Origin of the sequence: Lysinibacillus sp. NPDC097214 (assembly GCF_050277945.1) — a bacterium.
Taxonomy (GTDB): domain Bacteria; phylum Bacillota; class Bacilli; order Bacillales_A; family Planococcaceae; genus Lysinibacillus; species Lysinibacillus xylanilyticus_B.
The window spans coordinates 693,442-717,416 of sequence record NZ_JBNNSS010000001.1; the positions used below are offsets into that span (position 1 = coordinate 693,442).

Sequence of the window (23,975 nt, forward strand, 5' to 3'; positions counted from 1 at the left end):
GAAATGGGAGCACCTGACGCTTCTCTTTTGATATAGATAAATTACTGCCCGTTAAAACGGGATAAAAAATAAACAATTTAAACAAACTAAAACCAGTGCCTTTTACGGTCACTGGTTTTAATTTTAATTGCTGATTATGCAATTATTGGTTGTTTGGCATACCTTTTAATTGAGATTCTGCCATTTGTACAAGACGTTTAGTGATTTCACCGCCAACGGAACCGTTAGCACGAGCTGAAGCGTCAGCTCCTAATTGAACACCAAATTCTTGTGCAATTTCGTATTTCATTTGATCAAGTGCATGCTCTACACCAGGTACAGCAAGCTTGTTTGAACTGCGGTTGTTGTTGTTTGTCATGTTTCTCACCTCCTTGTGAATATAGAATGTGCGTTATTAGATTTTTAATACAAAAAAATTATAGGTAAATTGTACCTCAGAAGGAAGTAGACAAAAAAAGCCGACTCAAATGGACATTTGAGTCGGTTCTTATGAAATCACAAGTTTCTTCTATAGAAGATCCGCAAATTTATCTGCTTCTTGTTCTTTTTTCGGGAAAATATAGACTTCACGATTTTTCACTGCTCGTTCGATGAGTTCATCAAAATCCGAGAAGCTTTCGTAATGCTCAACCTTTTCAAGCTTTGGCTTTGTTTTTGGACTTGCAGGAGTAAAAATTGTACAGCAGTCTTCAAATGGCTGGATAGACGTTTCGTATGTGCCAATTTTCTCTGCAATATCGATAATTTCTAATTTATCTGATGAGATTAATGGACGTAAAATCGGTGTGTTCGTTACGGCATTAATAGCTGTAAGGCTTTCAAGAGTTTGACTCGCTACTTGTCCAAGACTTTCACCTGTAACAATAGCTAGTGCACCAATTTCTTCACGTACTTTGTCAGCAACTTTTAGCATCATACGACGAGTTGTTGTCATTGATACATTAGAAGGTACTTTTTCTTTTATAAGAACTTGAATTTCAGTGAAAGGAATAACGTGTAAACGTATACTAGCTCCAAATTTCGTTAATTCATTAGCAAGTACCTTTACTTTTTCCAATGAATTTTGGCTTGTATATGGTGGGCTAAAGAAGTGAATCGCTTCTAAGCGCACTCCACGTTTCATCATTAAATAACCGGCAACAGGACTATCGATACCACCTGAAAGCATTAATAAAGATTTACCATTCGAGCCTACAGGCATTCCACCTGCACCCGGAATTACTTGTGCCATCATATATGTTGCATCATGACGCACCTCTACACGAAGTTCGATATCAGGCTTCTTCACCTTTACTGATAAATTTTGATATTGTGGTAATACATAACCACCAATTTCGCGTTGAATGGCATGTGATTCTAACGGAAATGTTTTATCTGTGCGCTTTACTTCTACTTTAAAAGTAAGCTGCTCATTTTTAAATGTATCCATAATTGTTATGGCAAGTTTTTTCATGGCCTCGATATCTTTTTCACATGCTGCCACGGGACTAAATGATTGGATACCAAAAATTTTAGGTAATCCTTTTAATAGAACATCCATTTGTGCTTCATCTTGAATGGCTATAAACATTCGATCACGCTCTGTGCGAATGTGTAAATGTCCTAAATCCGAAAACGCATGACGAATGTTCTCACGTAAACGACGAATAAAATCCATCTTGTTGCGGCCTTTTGTAGAAAGCTCTCCATATCGAATTAAAATTTCTTTCCAAATCATTTTTATAATTCTCCTTTAAGTTCAGTCAATACTTCATCTAATACTTGTTTAAACTTTTCTATATCTTCATTTGTTACATGCGCGCCAAAACTTATACGAATAACACCATTTTTAAAATGCTCATCGATATTTAGAGCTTCAACAACATGACTTGTTTTTGTCTGTTTCGATGAACATGCACTCGATGTCGATACAATTACATTGCGCTTTTGCAATGCATTGATAATGACTTCACCTTTTAAGTCGCGAATACTAAAAGATAAAATATGTGCCGCTCCTTTTGGTGTTGATAAAATATGCACTACATCCCCATATCCACGTAATTGCGTACATATTTCTTCATACCATTGACGGTATTTTTTCGCACGGTCACTCATCGTCGCTATGGCTATTCGGGCTGCTTTGGATAAGGCTACAGCTTGCGGTACAGCTACTGTTCCACTACGCAAACCAAATTCCTGCCCTCCGCCAAGTGCATACGGTTGCCATTTCATCTTTTTACGGAATGCGAGTACACCCGAACCTTTAAAGCCATGAATTTTATGACCTGAAATTGAAATACAGTCTGGTCCCTCGTCATCGTTAAATGATATCGGTAACTTCCCAAAGCTTTGTATCGCGTCTACGTGAAAAGCTGCACGACTCGATTCATGAATAATTTTTGCAGCTTCAAAAATTGGTTGAATTGCACCCATTTCATTATTTACATGCATCATACTTACTAAAATGGTATCCTTACGCACTTTTGTGCGAAGCTCCTCTAAAGAAATAACTCCGTTTTCATCTACCTGCAAGTATTCTACATCAAAACCGTCTTGCTCAAGTTGCTTCACAGATTCTAGGACAGATGGATGCTCTATTTCAGTTGTTAAAATATGATTTCCTTTATGTGTGTTGCTACGTGCTAAACCAAATATAGCTGTGTTATTGGATTCAGTACCACCTGATGTAAATAGCACATTTTTTGCTTCTGTATGCAAAATATCTGCTACTTGCTCACGTGCACGCATTAATAATTCGTTTGATTCAACACCCATTGCATGAATGGAAGCAGGATTGGCATAATACTGCTCATTCACTACCATAAATGCTTGCATAACCTCTTTTAAAGGTTTTGTTGTTGCACTGTTGTCTAAATAGATTGTATTAACTTCCATTAATATTCACACACTTTCAAAACGTTGATTTAACGGTATTTATCATAACGCAATCTTCAGCAATTGACTACTAACTTTAACAATTATCCTAATTTAATCACTTATTTGTTTGCTTTTAATGTGAAAAATCACCCTTTATAGAGCGGCACCTTAAAGACTTACTATGAACGTTTCTAACTAAAAATTAAGTAGCATAATAAATTTGATTTTTGCATTGTTAGGCTCATCACCATAACGTGGGGTTGATTTCCGTTCCGACTGGGCGCTTTGTTGTTGTTGTTGCTGTCGCTTCGCTTTCGCGCAGAGCAGAGCTTCCTGGGGGCGTTCGATGAGCCGCTTTGTTTGTGCGAAAGCGCAGCGACAGCAACAGCACCGATGTTGGTCACGAAGGTTTTATCACAGGATGTGATGATTTTAGCCTTCGTTCCCCTAACGCAAATCCCCGAGGAGTCGCCCAGTCGTAACGAAGATCAACTTATTTACATAGCATACGTTTTTTGAAATGCCACCCTCTACTTTCAGCAAAAGCCAACTCTGCTATATTTAACTGTATTGTAAGCTTATTTCACACTAGTAGTTCAAGAAAAACAAGCGATCCACAAATTTTTCTTAATTGACTAGCTGATTCATTAACCTTTCTTCATTGTTATAAATTCAGTTGAAGCAGTGAAGTCCATAACTTTTTCAAAGCCTAATTTTTCATATAGGTGAATGGCTCTTGTATTAAAGGTAGCTACTGTTAAACGAAGAGGACAATTTTTTTCTTGTTGTAGCTCATTTAAGATAAATGAAAAAAATTCCGCACCATAACCTTTTCCTGTCAGCCCAGGCTTCATCCCTACCCCAACATCCATGCATTCTTCTACATATGCGCCATAGTCATGTCCTTTAGGTACTTGCGCAGATGTTCCTGTACAGAAAAAACCGACTAGCTCTTTTTTATCATTGACAATAGAATAATACGGACTTTCAAGAAATTCTTTTAGCGATTCGTCGCAAAGTTCATTGTTGTAAAAATCATATGGTTCTTCATATTTCCAATTTAATATATCAGTCGCATACATTTCATTCATTTCCCGACTATAAAATTGCATTATAAACACCTCTACTTTAAACAATAATTGGGATGAGGCATCATATATAGATTCCCCAAAAGTCTGGAGAAGGTCTTCCCAACAAACATTTATTTGGAGAAATTCCGCATCATAAAAACAAAGCTGTCAAAAAAGTAATGACAATACCTTTTAGACAGCTTCTGTAATTTCTTATTATACTTGACTATTTTGACACTGTTTTTTCTGCTACAAGTTCTTGAATTCGCTTTAAAGCACCCGGCTCCATTTCTTCAACTGCTGTTCCAGCCTCTTCTAATGCTTTGGAATAACGGAATTGATTGAAAGATCCTTCTGCTTCTTTTAAACGAGAATTCAATTTTGGATTTGTTGCACGATGACGATTACCATACTGAATAATACGCTCAATCAGCATTACATTTTCAATTAATTCATGCGACTTCGCTTTTACATCCTCTACACAAAGTGTTGCAGCATTTAAATTATTATGAACTGTTCCCATGTTGAGAGGTACCTCTTGCAGGCTTTGCATAACTAAATAAATATGCTCTGCTGCCTCATCTAGACGGGCATCCATCTCTTCAGGGATACCTGGAATATTTGCCTTATTCAATAGACGATCTGTTTCTTGTAATGTTTTCTTTAAGTTTTCTACTTGCGTGCGAGCCTTGTTTTCATCAATTCGTAGCTTCTTCATCGTATTTGACAAATGACCTTGCTCCTCATGAATCTGTTCTAGCTCATCGTTAATTTCAATCAATTCTTCCTGCAAACTTGAATATGCAGATTTTTCCTCTCTAACACGCATCGCCAATAAGTCATAGCGACGTTGTAGAGCCTCTAATTGCTTTAATGCAGCTTTTGGAATTTCTGCATCTTTTTCATTTAAGCGATAGCTTTGCTGCACAAAGGTTGCTTCATCACTTACTAATCTTGTTGAACTAATAACATTGGTGATTGAGCTTAATAAACGATCACAATTTTGGTCAACATAATTTTTAGCAATAACCTCTTTTTCAAGTAGATCGTAAAAATGATCAATCTCTTCATTTATATCCGTAACACGTGGTTTAACAACATTTAAGTTAAGCTCTGCTAATTCACTTTTTAATGTCACAAATTCTTCATCAAATTTATTAAGCTCTTCAGTTAACTCTAAATGCTGTAAATAATAGGATTGCTCCTCCATTTCACGTTGGCCACTTCGTAATTCCTGTACCGCTCCTGGAAGCTTCACTTGCAATTCAGTCAAAATTGATGGGACATCATTGATATATTCAAATGTCTGTTGTGATTCTTGGTTTAAGCCAATAACAATTTCTCGCGCCTGCAAATAATTTCCTTCGCTAGTAAGCACATCGAATTCCTCAAACTTTTGAACAAACGTCTCCAGCTTTTTCTCCAAAGCTGGTAATGCTACCCCAAATGAATGTTGGTGTGCTAACAATGTTTTACGTGCAGAGCGATAGTATTCTTTTAATTGTTCAATTTCAATACGATTTTTTTCTTCGCTGCCAATTAATTCATTTAGTTCTTCTAAAATTTTATCTTTATCTTGTTCACACTTTTTAATGTACTCTTCTATCTCACGTTCAATTAACGTTGCTTTATTAAAACGAAGTCTATTGATTTGATCCTCTGCATCAAATAAAAGTGAATCAATTTTTGTCATATGTACGTCGATGACTTCATCCCAACTATTACGCCATCGTTCAAACATTTCTTCCGTTTCACCGTTCATGTTTAAAGATTTAACTTTTGAAATTTCCTCATTTATGGGATTGTTTTGTATTTGGGATTTTTCATTTTCAAGTTTAGCAATGATTGTTGTATGTTTTCGTCGCATCATAAATCCTACTATCGTTAAAATTAATAGTAGGATAACTGGAATGATGATATACTCCATCGTAAGCCTCCTATTTCTACAATAAACGAATTGGCTAGTTGTATTTATTATATACTATGTTATCGCCTTTTGTACTAAAATTTGAGTGTTTTTTGTGTAATTATGCCTTTTAAGAATAACAACTACTTAATTTTTGAACAATATGCGCAAATATAAGTGTTATTATCCAAAATATAAAGGAGTGGTATTTATGAAATGTGACGGCCATGTTCATAGCCCATATTGTCCACACGGTACTTCTGATTCATTTAAGCAGTATATAGAAAAAGCAATCTCTCATGATTTCACAGATATTAGCTTTACAGAACATGCACCATTGCCATTGAATTTTGTTGACCCTACACCACAGCAAGACAGTGGTATGAATCCAGAATTTTTAATGCCTTATTTTGAAGATTTACAGCGCCTTCAAAAGGAATACACAAAAGACATTCGCATTCATATAGGACTAGAGGTTGACTATATTCAAGGCTTTGAACAAGAAACTCGTCAATTTCTTGATACATATGGACACTTTTTAGATGACTCTATTTTATCTGTTCATTTTTTACAATGGCACAATACCTTTGAATGCATAGACTTTTCTCCAGAAAGTTTTATGGCTTTTTCAAAAAAAGTGGGCTCTATTGAACAAGTGTATAATTTATATTACGATACCGTCCTACAATCCATTAAAGCAGATTTAGGACAATACAAGCCTAAGCGCATTGGGCATCCTTCACTTATTCACAAATTCCAATTAGCACATAAGGTGAAAATTGATGATTCTGCACAGATTCGAAAAGTTTTAGATTTAATGAAGGAAGAAGGCTATGAGCTAGATTTAAATAGCGCTGGATTAAGTAAAACACATTGTCAGGAAACTTATCCACCATTTTCCTTCATAGATTACAGTAAATCTATTGGGCTTCCCGTTGTTTTCGGTTCAGATGCCCATACTGTTGCTGATTTGCATCAACACTATAATGTTGTATATCCAAAATAAATAACTTTCAAAATGAGGTGCTTTTATGTTTACTCAAATTAATTATGAAGGGCCAATCGCTGAGCAATATAATACTTTGGCCAAACAATTAGATGCCCTACTTACAGGAGAAAGCAATCGCATTGCTAATTTAAGTAACGCCTCTGCATTACTAAATCAATTTCTGCCGAACATTAACTGGGTTGGTTTTTATGTATTACAAGGAGAGGAACTTGTATTAGGGCCATTCCAAGGCTTACCTGCCTGCGTTAGAATACCTATTGGACGTGGTGTTTGTGGAACAGCTGTAAGTAAAGAAGAAACAATGGTGGTAAAAGACGTACATGACTTCCCAGGGCATATTGCCTGCGACGCCGCTTCCCAATCCGAAATCGTGATTCCCTTGAAAAAAGAAGGGGAGATCATCGGTGTTCTTGATATCGATAGTCCAATCGTTAATCGCTTTTCTAAGGGAGATCAAGAGGGGTTAGAGCTATTCGTAAAAACCTTACTCTCCCATTTATAAAAAAAATACCCTGAAATGATTTAGTATCATTTCAGGGTATTTCATTGTGAAAAGATGCCCGACATTTTATTTCGTGAAGTCGATTTCTGTTCTGAGCGGTTTCCTAGCGGCGTCCGATGTGCCGGATTGTTCATCCCTAATTTTAGGCGAACTATTAATTTATTTGATACGGTCGATCATGCATACAAAATCGATTTTTACCACTGTTTTTCGCTTCATAAAGCGCTGTATCTGCATGTAGGAAAACAGATTGAAACGCTGGACGATACAGTTCATCCCATGTTATAAGACCTGCTGAAATTGTCACCTGAGGATCTGTTGTATTTGGAATTACTGCAACGATTGCTTCTGCCAATTCGATTGCTTCTTTCTCCTCAATATTCGGGACATACACAGACATTTCCTCTCCACCCCAGCGTGCACAAATACCACGAGCTCCAATCATTTCTTTTAACTTTAACGCAATTTGCATAAGAATCTTATCACCAATTTGATGACCATACGTATCATTCACACATTTGAAATTATCAATGTCAATGAGTAAGAACATCCCTGATTGATCACTTTTAAGTGACTTTTCTACATACTGGTCTAAATAACTTCTTGCATACAATTTTGTTAAATGGTCTAAATCTACCATTTCCTGAAGTTGATTTCGTAGTATTGAGTTTGCAATTGCTAAAGAAGAGTGATGGATTAATGATTGCATTAATTTAAAGCTATCAAACGAAAAGAAATATGGCTCCTTGTGTAACACAATACTAAAGCCATTAATTTTTTCTTCCATTAAAATCGGGATTGCCATAATTGAACGATATTCAATTTGATTAGGGGTTAATCGGCTGAAATCAGCAATAAATAGTGGATCATCGGTATTTTCAAAATGTTGTTCAACATGTTTTATAAATGTTTGACCCTTTTCTGTATTAAATAAGGTCGTACTAGCATCGGTCACTTCAAATGTGTCATTATGCTTAAAAGCGAAACAAACTTCCATTGGTTGAAAGGATTTCATTAACTGCTTTTGAAGGAAAAGTAACATTTCATTAATGTCTATTCTCATATTTAAACGATGTGATGTTTCATTGATGAGTTGCAAATCACTCACAAGGCGATGTGATTGATGATATAATTTTGCATTTTCGAGCGCATTTCCTGATGTTTGTGCTAGCATTCGTACAAAATCTTTTTCAGTCGTTGAAAAAAGATACGTTGTAGGTGCACTTACTTGTAAAATACCATAAATAGCTTGTCTCCCTTTAATAGGGGCGTTTAATACTCGACAATTCAAATCGCTAGCAAGTTCCGTCGTCAGTTCTCCTGAGACAAAAGCCTCAATAGTAGCAGGCCTTTCAGATAAGTAATCAAAAAGCTTAATATCGATAGTCGTATGGCGGTCTTGATCATTCGATAGTATAAGCTCCACATTAAATTCAGGAAAATTATCCTTAATATTTTTTAAGACATTTTCTAAAATTAAATCAATATCCATAGTTGAATGAAATAAATCTGTCATATTATACAATTTTCTATATTGATCTTCATTCACTTTTACTTCATAATTTTCTCTCATCAACTGAAGAACTTTCGTTAGCGTTTCTATACTTTCTTCCCCGTAATTAGAAGTCATAAAGTCTGTCCAAGCATCTGTTGCCTCTACAAGTAGCACACCAATTGGATTTTTGCCTTCTGCTTGGAAAAGGACCATATCTGTCATCATCGTATAGTCTACTTTTTCTTTTAATATATAAGGAATTTTTACCATTCTCTGTTGATAAAAACTAGCTTCAATCATTAACCATGACACAGCATTTAGTTTTGTTTCAATTGTTAAAGTAGCCATCTCTTCTACAGGTATTAAAGAATTACCTTCTAAACTGAGAAATGCCACATTTTCAATTCCAAAATGCTTTTTTAGACACTGTTTTAATGGGTGAAAATACTCATTTAAACCAGTTTGTTCTTTAGAACTCACCCAAATGCTCAAAACATCTGATTTTATATATTTTAGCGTTTGTAAATGGTCTGTCATGAAATCACCTTTTCTATATAACGTACAAATCAATTACTATTAACTTATTGTATATTATACATAATTTGTGTCATTTTGACTATGTTATTCTACTTTACTTTTATATTTTACATTTCACACTGCATCATTAACTATCCCAAAATTTTGCATCGTGTATAGAGAGGAAATTTTTACTATAGTTCTTTTTTGAAAATAGTTAGTGTAATAATTGACGTCTATGAAATAAGCAGTTACAATGAAGTTTGTGTAAAATAAACGCAGCAGTGGTATGAGCTTATTACTGTATTTTATTCCTCTATTTTATTTAGGTTAACTAACAGATTCAAATAGATGGTGTATTGTGTAACCTAACGGCTGCATAGGCGAAAATACATGAAAATAAAATGCGTATAAGAATGGGTACTACTGGTTTTTGTTTTACAACAAAAAAACCAAATTTAAAGGAGGAGACAACAATATGTCTCGTTATACAGGTCCATCTTGGAAATTATCACGTCGTCTTGGTATCTCACTAAGCGGTACAGGTAAAGAAATCGAAAAACGCCCTTACGCACCAGGTCAACACGGTCCAAACCAACGTAAAAAATTATCAGAATACGGTTTACAACTTCAAGAAAAACAAAAACTTCGTCACATGTACGGCATGAACGAACGTCAATTCCGTACTCTATTTGACCGCGCTGGTAAAATGAAAGGTGTACACGGTGAAAACTTCATGATCCTTCTTGAAACTCGCCTTGACAACCTAGTTTACCGTTTAGGTTTAGCTCGTACTCGTCGTGGATCTCGTCAATTAGTAAACCACGGCCACATCTTAGTAGATGGCAAACGCGTTGATATCCCTTCATACAGCGTAAAACCAGGTCAAACGATTTCTCTTCGTGAAAAATCTCAAAACCTTGCTGTAGTAACAGAAGCAATCGAAGTAAACAACTTCGTACCTGACTACTTAACATTTGATGCTGACAAAAAAGAAGGTACATTCACTCGCCTACCAGAGCGTTCTGAATTATCAGCTGAAATCAACGAAGCATTCATCGTAGAGTACTACTCTCGTTAATTAAATTGCTCTGCAAAGAGTAGTTTAGAAAACCCTAGAAAACCTTTTATAATAAGGTTCTCTAGGGTTTTTGCTTTTTATCGACAATGCACAACAATGCATTAAAAACCATTGTTTCGGGGCTGAATTGCGGTAAGTTATTAATGCTTTTGTAATGGTGACAACAATATATCTAATAAGAATGAATCTTACCCACTCTTCACATCCACCACTTTAAAACGCTCACAAACAAGAAGCATATCTTCCGAAAATTCACGTCCGATTGCGTTTAACTCATTTCTGAAGAATTTTTCATGAGCTACCCACCAATATTTATAGGTTCTATCTCCTTCACCTTCTGCAATAGCGAACTCTTCAGTGACCTCATTCATAGGAGTTAGCGTAACTTCTACTGTTTTAATAATTGCTACAGGTTTATCATTGCTGTTTAAAATAATGCTGTAATCCTCCGTTGTTGGCAGTGGTTCATTCTCCAGTTCATAAAAAATATATCCTGAGCACGTTGCAGTTTTACTTCCATCTACCACCAATTGCGCGAGATAATCAGGATCGGCCCCAAATTGCCATGCACTAACAGACTGAGGTTGATTTTGATTCTTCCAATATTCATTCCAGTATTCCTGAGCCGCCTGATTCATAGTATTCCTCCATATACGTCTTTTATTTTAGTAAAATTCTATCATAAATAGATTAAGCAATCTAAAAATCTATTTTCATTAAATGACCAAATGTTGAACAAAGGTCATACAGCACTCTTCAACTATCCTGCCCCGTTAGCCATCCATGAAGCGCAAAAATAAGCTCTTCACCACAGAAAATGAAAGATAATTAAGTTCTTTCATGGGAGTTGAATAAAAAAGAGCTGTCTGATCAGCTCAAAGTTCTTCTACTAAAGCGCCCGTTAATTGAATTACCCAATATATAATACCAGTTCCGGTATCTCCTTATTCCGATTACACTGCTAATGTTAATTCTTTTCCTTATCAGTCCATAAAACTCTGTATAAAAATGCGAGCTCAGCTTCTGCAATGCTGGCAGGTAATTCACCATTTTCGCTTCCTACAGAACGCAGCTCATTTTTTGTAGTGCCTAGCCATGCGGCTAAATAAACAGGTTTGTTTTTCTTTAAAGTAACCTTTTCGCCTACTAAATTACTGAAAGAAGAAGACGTCATGTTATTTGAATAATTCGTTGTAGCAAGCCCAGAAGGTATGCCAGATATCAATTTTAAGGGACGAACTTCATCGTTAAAGTCACTTATTCCAAATGAAATGAGGATATCTTTATAATTTTTTTCGGGGTCATCCCAGGTTTTTAGTAATTCTTCTTTAAACTTACCTTTTTCAAATACTTCCACCGAGATTTGCAAATCATCATCTTCAGCTAAAGTGCCATTTAGTTTAAAAAATTCAATATGCCCTACTCCCGATTTGCTAATAAGCAGACTTTCTTTTTCACTCATGTTATATGGCTCAATAGTTATCTTCGCATTTGAGGACGTTTTATCTTTTTCCACACCCGCACACCCTGTTAACAACAAGATAAGAATTACAAACGAGCAGTAGCGTTTAATGCCTTGCATTTTTACTCCTCCAATCAATTTGTCAGGAATTATTTCTTATTACTCCCATGTTCACAATGAATTACTTTATTATACTTTATTAATTGGCCCGATTGTTGAACACAAGTTAAACAACACTCTTCAACAAACCTGCTCCGTTAGTTGAGTAAGACAAGATAAAACAATAATCGTTACGAACAGAATCATAAAAAATAAACCAAACATATTATATATAATATGTTTGGCCTATTTATTTACATACGTTTGAAGGTTGTCACCCTAAGATAACTTGATATCAGTCTTTCCACTTCCAAATATCGTAAGTTTAACCTAACGCCTTTAGTTTAAACGCATTTGAGTAACCCTTTAATACTATTTCACTCGATAATAACCTCTGCAAAAAACCGAGTTCTTCGGTTTAATTGCAATTAAAAATGAATTTACGATATCTGAGGAGGAAATCACCGAGTTTATCCAACTTACAAATAATATGATTGATTTGGTATTTCCAGATACATAGAACGACATAATGCCAGGAACCACCGATAATACAATAAACGGCAAGCTCATAAAGACCAAAAATCTCATTTTGGATAGGATTGCATTTGTATTTAGCCAAAAAAATATTCCGCTAAATGTTAAGCTAATATCACCTTTTTTGTTTATGACAAAAATGTGTAGACATTCGTGAATGACGAAGACAAAGACACCTATTATAATGAGAAGAAATATATTAATATGAGTGAACCCTGTTCCAAAGAAATAGGGTATCAGAAAAATGATAATCTGAAGTAGATATACAAACTTCATATAATGTTTTCGATACCAATTATTCTGTATGAAAGGAGTCCATTTTGATAAATCCATACTTTTCGGTGGTAAGTGTCGAAACCACATTATCATAAGTGTTCCCCTCGCTCATCATTTAATCTACTAACATCGATGTAAAACTTCACAAATTCAATATGTTTATTTTAACATAAAATCCCACAAAACATACAAAATATTCAATTAACGGCTTCTATGATCTTTATTCATCGCTACACTTATTATATTTTAACGATAGCTGTTGTAGTTGATTTTAATACAATTTCCCTCTCCAGCTTTTTTCGTTTAGTTCGCAATAGAAGCCCAACCATTAGGTAAAGAATTGTAGTTATAATGCCTGCCGTTGGAGAAACAAGAAATTCTTTTCCCTGAGCAATTTTGATATATCCATCAAGAATAAGTGGATTTACAAGCGCATCTTCTGTCATATGCATAAGGACAAGTGGCCAAATACTTTTCGTCATTAAATAAATTTCTGTATACATTACTGTCCAGCAAATCATCGTCGCAATACCTATTAATGCAAATAGCCACCTATTTACAGGAAGCACATTGAGGATATCACTTTCTGATAAGAACACTAAAAAGTATGGAATATGCCACGCTCCCCAAACACCACCAACAATAAAATACAACCAAAAATCATTTACTTTTAACGTTAAAAGTTTACTTGTCAAATAACCTCTCCAAACTGATTCCTCAAAAAAGTTTTTAACAAATTGAATCAGTAAACCACCAACAAAAACTGAAACTAATGCATCTACATTAAAATCCGAAAAATCCATCCAGCCAAATAGATAGCTTACTAACAAAACTATAGAAGTGATGACAGGATAGACTAGGAGCGAGACAATATACCATTTTATATTACCTTTCAAATTAGGTAATATGCTTATATCTCGCCAACCATCTCCTGCAAAAACACGTAACAGTATAGTTGTCAGCAGCGGAAATACTAGCCAAATCCCCATTCCAAGTGTGTCACCTCTAGGCTGTCCAGGGATGAAGCGATCTACAAAAACACCAAGCCAACCACATAGCAAAACGACAACTATAAAGATTATTAAGTTGCGTTTAGTTTTCATTTTTCAATCCGCCTCCCTGTTTTCAAGGATTGAAATAACCCACATTACATTGGGACAAGGAGTTTCGGGATGCAGCGCAATGTATTGAGCGATTCCTTGAATAGAACACCAAAATGCTACCGCAAGCGCTTCAGCATTTCCCTGTTTAATTTCACCTAGCAACTGCCCCTTCTTTATTAAAGGAATACTCTTTTTTATTAATTTATCTGCTTCCATAAGCATTTCTTTTAAATCTTCCGACAAGGAATCAAGATGTTGTGCATTCTCCATCAGCACAAACATTTTTGCTGCAGACGGGTTTGTACGGATCATGTCAAACAAATCTTCAGCAGCCGCTATGAAAATTGCCAACGGTGATTCATTCATAACATTAAAATCCATCTTAAGTCTTTCACAGCCTATGCGAATTAGCTCTTCAAAAAGCATTTCCTTAGAGTCAAAATAATGAAAAAGCAACCCCATGCTCATATTAGCAGCTTTAGCAATATCAGCAACTTTCGTTTCACCATATCCCTTCCGAATAAACAAATCTAATGCAGATTGTAAAATTAAGGCCCTTCGTTGTTCTTTTTGTTCATTTCTAATGGACATTTCCACCACCCCTTTATTGAACATATTTTCATTGAAATATTATTCAATAAAATTAAAAATATCCCTGAAAAGTGCCCAAAAAATAAAAGATTTAATAAGTTTTCATTCCAGTTTGTAAATATTAATTAATATGTATCAATGAAAAAGGAACCCTTTTATCTTTACGGAAGTCTAAATAAAAAATATTAGAAATGAGGAGGAAATAATGGGGGTTTCTGAACTTACTGTGATGGTTTTAGTTTATAGTGGCATCATGATTTTTTCTTAGTTCCCTTTAAAAAGCGTCAAAGCAAGGAAATACAGCGTCCAATTTCTTTTAAAGAAAGTCTGCTGCACATCACTTTTCATAAAAAAGCTTTACTGACTCTCCTTTTAATCAGCTTTTTGTTAGTAGCTATTTGGTTCGGTTATGAGCAGGAGGTATATCATTTTAATGCTCACAGTGGTTATCCTCCTATATATTCTGATTCAAAAGTAATTTTCTATATGTGCGTATTACTCGGATATACGGTCATTCTTTATTTAGTTCTTGCATTATGGATTTCCTTAAACATTTTAAAAAGAAGGATCGAGTAATTTTAAATATTCCTATAAATTATGACGATTTTATGTACTTTAAAATAGTAATTACACAATAATAAAACAATATTTACACTACGAATATATCAAAAACTAATTATCAGTTATTTACTATTCAATACTCCTTTAAAATAGAACACATTTCCAAAAAATATATTTTACTTTCATAGGAAAACAATTTTCAAAACGTTTTCAAATCAATACTCCTAGACAATTCAACCTTTCATCATATCAAATAAACATCTAACTTTTTTGTAAAATAATAACACGATTAAAATTAACAATTTTAATAAAAATACGAGTTGAACTTTTACAAAAAATAGAATAATATGAATTTCGAAAGGTGGTTCGCCATCATTCAAGCAATAACAATTATTTTAAAGGGGTTGGAAATATGTCAGACGTTCTAAAGCAATTTGTTATGCCGAAAACAAACTTATTTGGACCTGGAGCAATTCAAGAAGTTGGTAAACGCTTAAATGATTTAGAAGTGAAAAAGACATTAATCGTAACAGATGAGGGCTTACACAAATTAGGTCTCTCTGAACAAATTGCTAACATCATTATAGCTGCTGGAATAGATGTAGCAATTTTCCCGAAAGCAGAACCGAATCCAACAGATCAAAACATTGAAGACGGAATTGCAGTGTATCATGCTGAAAACTGTGATTCAATCGTTTCTCTTGGAGGAGGTAGCGCACACGATGCAGCAAAAGGTATCGGACTTATTGCTTCGAATGGTGGACGCATTCATGATTACGAGGGCGTTGACAAATCAGAAAACCCACTGGTTCCATTAATCGCTATTAACACAACTGCTGGTACAGCAAGTGAAATGACGCGCTTCACAATTATTACGGATACAGCTCGTAAAGTGAAGATGGCTATCGTGGACAAACATGTTACTCCACTACTATCGATTAATGACCCTGAACTAATGATTGGCTTACCTCCTGCTCTAACGGCAGCAACTGGTTTAGATGCATTAACACATGCAATCGAATCATTTGTGTCGACAAACGCAACACCAATTACTGATGCATGCGCAGAAAAGGTACTTCAGCTAGTTCCTGAATATTTACCACGTGCCTATGCAAACGGTGCAGATTTAGAAGCACGCGAGCAAATGGTTTACGCACAATTTTTAGCAGGCATGGCGTTTAATAATGCATCACTTGGCTATGTGCATGCAATTGCTCATCAATTAGGTGGTTTCTATAATCTACCACACGGCGTATGTAACGCTATTTTATTGCCACATGTTTGCCGCTTCAACTTAACAGCACGTACTGAGCGTTTTGCGAGAATCGCAGAATTGTTAGGCGAAAACGTTGAAACGTTAAGTAAACGTGATGCTGCTGAGAAAGCAATTGTAGCAATTGAAAATCTTTCTAGAGATTTGAACATTCCAAGTGGCTTCCGCGAATTAGGTGCGAAGGATGAGGATATCGAGATCTTAGCGAAAAACGCAATGCTAGATGTATGCGCTGCAACAAACCCACGTAAAGCAACGTTAGAGGAAATTAAACAAATTATTACAAATGCGATGGGCCCTGTAGCGAAAAAAGAAGAATCACTCGAAGCTATCGCACTTTCTTAATAAGTCATCAAAAGGCATGTCTCTTGCAGGCATGCCTTTTTTGTTGTGGACAGCATTCGGGCATTGTATGTGACCCCAACACTCGCTATACTTTTCTTAAAAAGAATTGGAGATAAGAAGATGCGTTTAATCTCAATTTGTCCGAGTAATACCGAGCTTGTGGCTTATTTAGGCCTGACTGAACAACTTGTTGGTGTCGATGATTTTTCAGATTGGCCATTAGCAGTAAAAGACTTACCTCAACTTGGCCCAGATTTATCAATTAATATGGATGCATTAGAAGCATTACAGCCTGATCTTGTCCTCGCATCCTTAAGTGTCCCCGGCATGGAAAAAAATATTGAAGCGTTACAAGCTAGAAATATCCCCCATATTGTTTTTAATGCTAATTCATTGGAGGAAATCGCTCAGGATCTCCATACTTTAGGTAAAGCTTGTGGAGTTGAAGGGCGTGCAAAAGAAATTTCTGAGGAATATTTACAATGTATCGATCGTCTTCGCACAGTTGCTCAAACGATTCCTAAAAAACCTACTCTCTATTGGGAATGGTGGCCAAATCCTATTTTTACTCCAGGTAACATTAATTGGCTAACTGAAATTAGTGCCATTGCCGGTGGGCAAAATCTGTTTCAAGATGTAGAACTAGCAAGTGTGCAAACTGATTGGGCTGATGTAGTTAGGCGTGACCCAGACTATATTATGATGGCTTGGGTAGGCGTTGCCTTTGAGCGTATTCAACCGGCCAATTTATTAAAACGTTCACATGCGCAGGAGCTACAAGCCGTTAAAATGAAACAGCTTCACGTAATGGAGGAATGGCTTTATTGTCGTCCATCACCACGCCTCATAGAGGGTGCATTGAAGCTTGCGAAGTTGCTTCACCCCAAAGAATATGAGCACATAAAGCTTCCAAGTTTTTTAGATAGCTAAAATGAAAGTATAGCTCTTCTGCAAAAGAAGGGGTTGATTTCCGTTCCGGCTGGGCGCTTTCCTGGGGGCGCCCGATGAGCCGCTTCGCTTCGCTGCAGGGTCTCATCTGTGACGCTGATCCCCGAGGAGTCGCCCAGCCTTCACTCCAATCAACCATTTAATTATCTTATATCTTTTGGTCATGTCACTCTCATTTATTAATATAGAGAAGCGTCACCGGCAATGTTTATCTGTGCAAAAGCGAAGTTTCAGCGCATACAAAACAGAGAAAACTGATTTGACGCTCTCCCACAGTTGAAAGAGTAAAGATTTCCTTGACCATTTTAATTTCCAACATAACAAAAAAACATCCCCTCAAATATTAGGGGATGTTTCGTTTTATTGTATGAGTCTGAATTAAACAAACTTCACCATATGGTATTTTTTCTTACCACGACGAACAATGCTGAATGCATCTTCTAAACGATCTTTGCCGTCGATCACATATTCTAATTCAGTGACCTTTTCACCGTTCACGCTAATCGCACCATTCGTTACATCTTCACGAGCTTGACGTTTTGAAGGTGAAATACCCGCTTCCACTAATAATTCCACAATGTTTTTATCTTCTTTCGCCATTTCAATAGAAGGAACATCTTTAAACGCATCCTTCATTTCATCAGCAGAAAGTGCTTTTAAGTCGCCTGAGAATAAAGCAGCCGTAATACGGATTGCTTGGTCTAATGCTTCTTGACCATGAACTAAGCGAGTCATTTCTACAGCTAGTGCTTTTTGCGCCTTACGTAAATGTGGTTCCTCTTCTACAGATACTGCTAAAGCTTCAATTTCTTCACGAGAAAGGAATGTGAAGATTTTTAAGTATTTTATAACATCAGCGTCCGCAGCATTAATCCAGAATTGGTAGAACTCATATGGAGATGTTTTCTTACTATCTAACCATACAGCACCACCTGCTGTTTTACCGAATTTCGTACCGTCTGCTTTCGTTACTAAAGGAATAGTGATACCAAAAGCTTTCGTCTCTTCCTCATGTGTTTTACGAATAACTTCTAAACCAGTTGTAATATTGCCCCACTGGTCAGAGCCACCTACTTGAATGCGACAATTGTAGTGGTTGTATAAATGATTGTAATCAATACCTTGAATTAATGTATAGGCAAACTCAGTAAATGAAATCCCTGTATCAAGGCGTGATGCAATCGTATCCTTTGCTAACATGTAGTTCACGTTAATTAATTTTCCGTAATCACGTAAAAACTCAATCGTATTTATATTGCCAATCCAGTCACGGTTATTAACTAACTGAGCACCATTTCCATCTTCTGCAAATTCAAAAATACGCTCTAACTGGCTACGGATACCTTGAACATTTTTATCAATTTGCTCAACTGTTTGTAATTGGCGTTCTTCAGAGCGACCAGATGGATCTCCAATCATTCCAGTTGCACCACCAACTAATAAAATCGGACGGTGGCCCGCTTTTTGGAATCGACGTAGCGTTAAAAGAGGGACAATATGTCCAATATGCATAGAATCCGCAGTTGGATCAACACCACAGTATAAAGATACAGATTGTTCATCTAATAATTTGGCCATACCTTCAGCATCAGTTTGTTGGTATAACAATCCGCGCCATTCTAAGTCTTGTAATAATTCGTTCGTCATTTTTATTCCTCCTTAGTGTTTAATAATTCCGTGTAGGGAGAAACAAAAAAGTCCCTACACGCAAAACATTGCATGCAGGGACGTTATAAACTAACGCGGTACCACCCAGCTTGAAGATGTCATCCATCTTCCTCTTCATTCAACCGCCTTTATCGCAGGCGCGCACGTCTAAGCTCCAAGCACGTAATTCGTCTCTATATTATGACCAGCTTTCACCAACCGCTGGCTCTCTATACAGGGAATATAGACACTACTGCAAGCTCTTCTTCGCTAGAAAACTATAAACATTATTCTAAACGATTCTTTTTCATTGTCAATAATTATGTTCGACCTAAATCAATATGTGCTATAATAGACAAGATTTTAGGAGGTCGATACATTGAAAGATTGGATTGAGAAAATCAATGCAAAGATCGATGAATTAATTCAACAAAAATGGATGAAGAAATTACGTATTTCAGGAAGTGTTGCCTGGAACTTATTTTTACTATTTTTAGTCTTTGCATTGGTAGGCACTGTATTTGCCGGTTCAGTTGGAGCGGGCTATTTTGCTTCACTTGTAAAAGAAGAGCCACTACGCTCTAAGGAAGAATTAAGAAAAGAAATTTTCAACTACGATTCAACAAGTGAAATTTATTTTGCCAACGATATTTATATCGGAAAATTACGGACGGATTTAGACCGTCGAGTAACAACATTAAACGATGTCGCACCTGATGTTGTGAATGCGGTATTAGCGACAGAGGACGAGTATTTCCGTGAACATAACGGAATAGTTCCGAAGGCCGTTATCCGTGGGCTAGTTCAAGACGTGACCAACTCTTCCACACAAACTGGTGGCTCTACATTAACACAACAGCTTATTAAAAACCAAGTATTAACAAATGAAGTATCTTATGAACGAAAAGCAAAAGAACTTTTACTTGCAATGCGTTTAGAGCACTTTATGAAAAAGGAAGAAATTTTAGAGGCCTATTTAAACATTATTCCTTATGGTCGTAATGCTTCCGGTCGAAACATTGCAGGAGTAGAAACAGCTGCTGAAGGTATTTTCAATGTAAAAGCAAAGGATTTATCGCTTCCTCAAGCAGCGTATATAGCTGGTATTCCTCAATCACCTTTTGCTTACACACCTTTCACAAATACAGGTGTACTTAAAAGTAAAGAAGCTCTTCAACCGGGTATTGATCGTATGAAAACTGTTCTTTATCGTATGAAAGACGCAGGTTATATTAACGAAGCTCAATATAAAGAAGCACTTACTTACGATATCACTGCTGACTTCCGTTCACCAGAAATGCGCGCAGAAGATCGCTACCCTTGGCTAACGTATGAGCTTGAAAGTCGAGCAAAAGACATTATTGCGGAAAAACTAGCAGAAGAAGATGGTATTGATCCAGAACGCTTAAAAAATGAGAAAAAATTAAAAGATAAGTATACGATCCTAGCAGATCGTAATGTCCGCTCAAAAGGTTATCGTATCTATTCAACTATTAATAAGGATATGTACGATTCGATGCAAAAAGCAGCGGAAAACTTTCAAAATTACGGTCATACTTACACCGTTAAAGACAAAGATCCTGTAACAGGTGAAGAAATTGATGTTCAAATGCCTGTACAGGTTGGCAGTATTTTAATCGAAAATACTACTGGACGTATTTTAAGCTTTGTCGGTGGTCGTGATTTTGAATTAAAAAGTTATAACTACGCTACACAGGCAAAACGCTCAAATGGCTCAACAATGAAGCCTTTACTCGTATATGCACCTGCAATAGAATACGGTGTAATCGGTGCAGGTAGCCCATTAGTCGACGTAAAATTCTCTATTGGTAAATGGAGTCCAAACAACTATAATACTAATGATGAACGAGGACTAATCCCTGCACGTGAGGCATTAGCAGATTCACAAAACTTATCAGCTTTACGTCTATATTATAGTATTCTTAACAGACGTCCTGCCGATTACTTAGTTAAGATGGGGATCACAACCTTACAGCCTAAGGACTTCACAAACATTTCAGCTGGTATCGGAGCCGTAGAAGAAGGTATTACTGTTGAAGAGAACACCAATGCCTTTGCAACTTTTGCAAATAGTGGACAATTTATAGACTCTTATATGATTGATAGAATTGAAGACCAAAATGGAAATATCATTTATAAACACGAAGTTAAACCTGAACAAGTATTTAGTCCTGAAACTTCTTATATCATTACTGATATGTTACGAGATGTGCTAACAAAAGGAACAGGTACAGTTGCAAGAAATACATTAAAATTCTCTGCTGACTTTGCCGCTAAAACAGGTACTTCACAAGGCTACAAAGACGTTTGGCTTGTTGGTTATAACCCGAATGTTTCTCTTGGTGTATGGATGGGTTATGATAAAAATGAATCACTAGATGCATTTAATAATACGTATCAACGACCTAGCGTGAGAATTAATAAACTATGGGGAACATTAATGAATTCTGTGTATGATGTAGATCCACAATTTATTGCCCCTAAAACTAGATTTGTGCAACCGAAAAACGTTGTCACTGCATCATTCTGTGGTATTTCTGGTTTAGCGCCATCTGCAGCATGTGCTAATGCTGGTCTCGTGCGTTCTGATTTGTTTAACGCGAAAGTATTTTTACCTTCACAAGCAGATGATAGTTTAACTTCATCAAGCGTTGTTACGATAAAAGGTAAAACTTATAATGCCCTTCCTAGCACACCTGCAGAATTCGTAAAAGCAAGCGGTGCAGGTATTAATCAGGCATTTATTAAACGAATGCTAGGCCCACTTGGTGGTAACCCGGCCAGCCTATTACCAAAAAATTCGTCATTATCGAATTCATCGGTATCAGCTGTTAATTTCCCGGCAGATCAGAGTCCGCCAGCAGCAGTATCTGCTTCAATTAATGGGAATACATTATCTTGGACAGGCTCTTCAAATGATGTAGTCGGTTATCGAATATATAAAGTAACAGATGGTGGAAGAACCCTTGTCGGATCAGTGCTTGAATCATCACAAAGTACGACGGTAGCAAGTGGTCAAGCCTATGTTGTTGTCGCTGTAGATATTACAGGTTTAACTTCAGCGCCATCCAATACCGTTTCTACGGGTGGTAGCGCAAGTGAAAAACAACCTGAAAAAGACAAGCAAGAAGAGGTCCCACCACCTACGGACGACAAAGACCCGAACCAAAATGAAAACGGCACAGAAAACGGCAATGGGTCTGATGGTAGTAACGGGAACAGCTCAAATAACGGCAACGGTTCTGGAAATACCGGGAATGGCTCTAATAACGGCAGCGGTTCCGGAAACACTGGAAATGGCTCTAATAACGGCAGCGGCTCCGGAAACACTGGAAATGGCTCTAATAACGGCAACGGTTCCGGAAGCAATGGGAATGGCTCTAACGGAGGAACAACTCCACCGCCTACCCCACCTACACAATAATAAACAGGCATACTACATTTAAAAGTAATTGTAGTATGCCTGTTTTTTTGTCATGATAAAGAGGACTATAAATTTGAAGGGGTGGAAGTAATTGAACATTTTAGTTTTAGGAGGCACTCGCTTTTTTGGTAAAAGACTTGTTGAGCTTTGTCTTCAAAATGGACATAACGTAACTATTTTAACACGTGGACAAAGTGGAAATCCTTTTGGTACGAAGGTGAATCAGTTAATTGTTAATCGAGATGATTCCGATTCGTTGGCACAGGCACTATCAAGTACTACATGGGATATTGTCTATGATAATATTTGCTACTCTCCGAATGAAGCTCTTAAAATATGTGAAATTTTAGAAGGTAAAACGAAAAAGCTCGTTTTTACATCTACTCTATCCACCTACGAAATAGACGGCACTATCAAAACAGAAGAAGATTTTAATCCATTTAATTATGAAGTGCGAATGGGGAATCGCGAAGATTTTTCATATGGTGAAGGTAAGCGTCAAGCAGAAGCAGTACTTTTCAATGAAGCTACGTTCCCTGTTGTCGCTGTCCGTTTCCCTATTGTTATGGGTGAGAACGACTATACACGTCGTTTACATTTCCATGTTGAACGAATTTTACAGGAACAGCCTATTTCATTACCAAATATTGAAGCAAAAATGAGCTTTATTACAGATGACGAAGCAGCTGCATTTTTGTATTTTGCTGGCATTACACCAATTGAAGGACCTTATAATGCAACAGCAGCAGGTGCAATTTCAATAAAGGATTTGCTAGGTCTTATTGAAGAAACAACCGGAAAGCATGCAAAAATTTCTCTTGTAGGTGGCGATGAAAAGTCGCAGTCACCATACGGGGTTCCAGCAGATTGGTATATGTCAACTACAAAGGCAGAAGCGGCAGGCTTTACATTTAGTCACCTTCATGATTGGCTCCCTACTCTAGTGAAAACGTTAGTAAAAGAGCTGCAATAAAGTGAAACTTTAATCGGTGGGGTGTTCTTTACCCCACTGATTATTAGTCTTCACCAATCGGGTTTTTACGGGCAGTTAGCCTCTCCTAATTTCTTTGCTCTCATTGAATTCAAAGTGGGAGGACCTGACGCCTCTCTTTTGAATTACTGCCCGTTAATACGGGATAAAGTGAAACTTTAATCGGGGGGGTGTTCTTTACCCCACTGATTATTAGTCTTCACCAATCGGGTTTTTACGGGCAGTTAGCCTCTCCTAATTTCTTTGCTCTCATTGAATTCAAAGT

The 23,975-nt window shown here is 36.6% G+C and carries 19 protein-coding genes and 1 other annotated feature; of the genes, 7 read left to right on the forward strand and 12 right to left on the reverse strand.

Translation table 11 applies throughout. The features are described 5' to 3' along the window. Positions 1 to 142: 142 nt before the first annotated feature. The 5 genes from ACQKMI_RS03345 to ezrA form a co-directional block, all read right to left on the reverse strand. On the reverse strand, positions 143 to 358 hold the full coding sequence (locus ACQKMI_RS03345; protein ID WP_323649131.1) for an alpha/beta-type small acid-soluble spore protein: 216 nt from the start codon (positions 356 to 358) through the stop codon (positions 143 to 145). A gap of 150 nt (positions 359 to 508) precedes the next feature. After that, the gene (thiI, locus tag ACQKMI_RS03350) at positions 509 to 1,717 is read right to left on the reverse strand and encodes a tRNA uracil 4-sulfurtransferase ThiI (RefSeq protein WP_427487227.1); all 1,209 of its coding nucleotides are present in this window, start codon (positions 1,715 to 1,717) and stop codon (positions 509 to 511) included. Between the two features lie 2 nt (positions 1,718 to 1,719). Continuing rightward, positions 1,720 to 2,874: a cysteine desulfurase family protein gene (locus tag ACQKMI_RS03355; protein ID WP_427414645.1), complete on the reverse strand. Its 1,155-nt coding sequence runs from the start codon at positions 2,872 to 2,874 to the stop codon at positions 1,720 to 1,722. Positions 2,875 to 3,503: 629 nt separating this feature from the next. After that, the gene (locus ACQKMI_RS03360; protein ID WP_427487228.1) at positions 3,504 to 3,968 is read right to left on the reverse strand and encodes a GNAT family N-acetyltransferase; all 465 of its coding nucleotides are present in this window, start codon (positions 3,966 to 3,968) and stop codon (positions 3,504 to 3,506) included. 184 nt (positions 3,969 to 4,152) lie between these two features. Continuing rightward, on the reverse strand, positions 4,153 to 5,853 hold the full coding sequence (gene ezrA / locus ACQKMI_RS03365; protein ID WP_427487229.1) for a septation ring formation regulator EzrA: 1,701 nt from the start codon (positions 5,851 to 5,853) through the stop codon (positions 4,153 to 4,155). 190 nt (positions 5,854 to 6,043) lie between these two features. Here ezrA and hisJ point away from each other — a divergent pair, with 190 nt between their 5' ends. Then, the gene (gene hisJ, locus ACQKMI_RS03370) at positions 6,044 to 6,838 is read left to right on the forward strand and encodes a histidinol-phosphatase HisJ (RefSeq protein WP_427487230.1); all 795 of its coding nucleotides are present in this window, start codon (positions 6,044 to 6,046) and stop codon (positions 6,836 to 6,838) included. A 25-nt stretch (positions 6,839 to 6,863) separates the two neighbouring features. Further along, on the forward strand, positions 6,864 to 7,343 hold the full coding sequence (locus tag ACQKMI_RS03375; RefSeq protein WP_427487231.1) for a GAF domain-containing protein: 480 nt from the start codon (positions 6,864 to 6,866) through the stop codon (positions 7,341 to 7,343). A gap of 154 nt (positions 7,344 to 7,497) precedes the next feature. On the opposite strand, the gene ACQKMI_RS03380 is transcribed toward ACQKMI_RS03375, so the two are convergent. Continuing rightward, entirely contained in the window at positions 7,498 to 9,375 is a 1,878-nt protein-coding gene (locus ACQKMI_RS03380) for a sensor domain-containing diguanylate cyclase (RefSeq protein ID WP_427487232.1), read from the reverse strand. A 457-nt stretch (positions 9,376 to 9,832) separates the two neighbouring features. On the opposite strand from ACQKMI_RS03380, the gene rpsD reads away from it, so the two are divergent. After that, positions 9,833 to 10,435 carry a 30S ribosomal protein S4 gene (gene rpsD, locus ACQKMI_RS03385; protein WP_197144667.1) on the forward strand — a complete coding sequence of 201 codons (603 nt, stop codon included), beginning with the start codon at positions 9,833 to 9,835 and terminating at the stop codon, positions 10,433 to 10,435. 188 nt (positions 10,436 to 10,623) lie between these two features. Here rpsD and ACQKMI_RS03390 read toward each other — a convergent pair whose 3' ends face one another. From ACQKMI_RS03390 to ACQKMI_RS03410, 5 genes are all read right to left on the reverse strand, one after another. Then, positions 10,624 to 11,073, reverse strand: coding sequence for an ASCH domain-containing protein (locus ACQKMI_RS03390; RefSeq protein WP_427487234.1), 450 nt, complete (start codon positions 11,071 to 11,073; stop codon positions 10,624 to 10,626). A 329-nt stretch (positions 11,074 to 11,402) separates the two neighbouring features. Continuing rightward, complete coding sequence (locus ACQKMI_RS03395; protein ID WP_427487236.1) at positions 11,403 to 12,017, reverse strand: hypothetical protein; 615 nt, start codon at positions 12,015 to 12,017, stop codon at positions 11,403 to 11,405. Between the two features lie 351 nt (positions 12,018 to 12,368). Continuing rightward, the gene (locus ACQKMI_RS03400; protein WP_427487238.1) at positions 12,369 to 12,863 is read right to left on the reverse strand and encodes a DUF3267 domain-containing protein; all 495 of its coding nucleotides are present in this window, start codon (positions 12,861 to 12,863) and stop codon (positions 12,369 to 12,371) included. 182 nt (positions 12,864 to 13,045) lie between these two features. Continuing rightward, positions 13,046 to 13,909: a CPBP family glutamic-type intramembrane protease gene (locus tag ACQKMI_RS03405; protein ID WP_427487240.1), complete on the reverse strand. Its 864-nt coding sequence runs from the start codon at positions 13,907 to 13,909 to the stop codon at positions 13,046 to 13,048. 3 nt (positions 13,910 to 13,912) lie between these two features. Next, on the reverse strand, positions 13,913 to 14,500 hold the full coding sequence (locus ACQKMI_RS03410; protein WP_427487241.1) for a TetR/AcrR family transcriptional regulator: 588 nt from the start codon (positions 14,498 to 14,500) through the stop codon (positions 13,913 to 13,915). A 973-nt stretch (positions 14,501 to 15,473) separates the two neighbouring features. On the opposite strand from ACQKMI_RS03410, the gene ACQKMI_RS03415 reads away from it, so the two are divergent. After that, a complete protein-coding gene (locus ACQKMI_RS03415; RefSeq protein WP_427487243.1) occupies positions 15,474 to 16,679 on the forward strand; it encodes an iron-containing alcohol dehydrogenase in 1,206 nt (401 codons plus the stop codon). Between the two features lie 120 nt (positions 16,680 to 16,799). Next, positions 16,800 to 17,609 (forward strand): cobalamin-binding protein, encoded by an 810-nt coding sequence (locus tag ACQKMI_RS03420; protein WP_427487244.1) that lies wholly within the window; start codon positions 16,800 to 16,802, stop codon positions 17,607 to 17,609. Between the two features lie 396 nt (positions 17,610 to 18,005). Here the strand turns inward: ACQKMI_RS03420 and tyrS are convergent, their stop codons facing one another. Continuing rightward, entirely contained in the window at positions 18,006 to 19,274 is a 1,269-nt protein-coding gene (gene tyrS, locus ACQKMI_RS03425) for a tyrosine--tRNA ligase (RefSeq protein ID WP_427487245.1), read from the reverse strand. A 73-nt stretch (positions 19,275 to 19,347) separates the two neighbouring features. Next, positions 19,348 to 19,551 (reverse strand) — a binding site (T-box leader). A 102-nt stretch (positions 19,552 to 19,653) separates the two neighbouring features. Here tyrS and ACQKMI_RS03430 point away from each other — a divergent pair. Together ACQKMI_RS03430 and ACQKMI_RS03435 are read left to right on the forward strand one after the other, a co-directional pair. Beyond that, positions 19,654 to 22,719 carry a transglycosylase domain-containing protein gene (locus ACQKMI_RS03430; RefSeq protein WP_427487246.1) on the forward strand — a complete coding sequence of 1,022 codons (3,066 nt, stop codon included), beginning with the start codon at positions 19,654 to 19,656 and terminating at the stop codon, positions 22,717 to 22,719. Positions 22,720 to 22,810: 91 nt separating this feature from the next. Further along, positions 22,811 to 23,692, forward strand: a complete 882-nt coding sequence (locus ACQKMI_RS03435; RefSeq protein ID WP_427487248.1) for an NAD-dependent epimerase/dehydratase family protein — start codon at positions 22,811 to 22,813, stop codon at positions 23,690 to 23,692. The last annotated feature ends 283 nt before the right edge of the window (positions 23,693 to 23,975 follow it).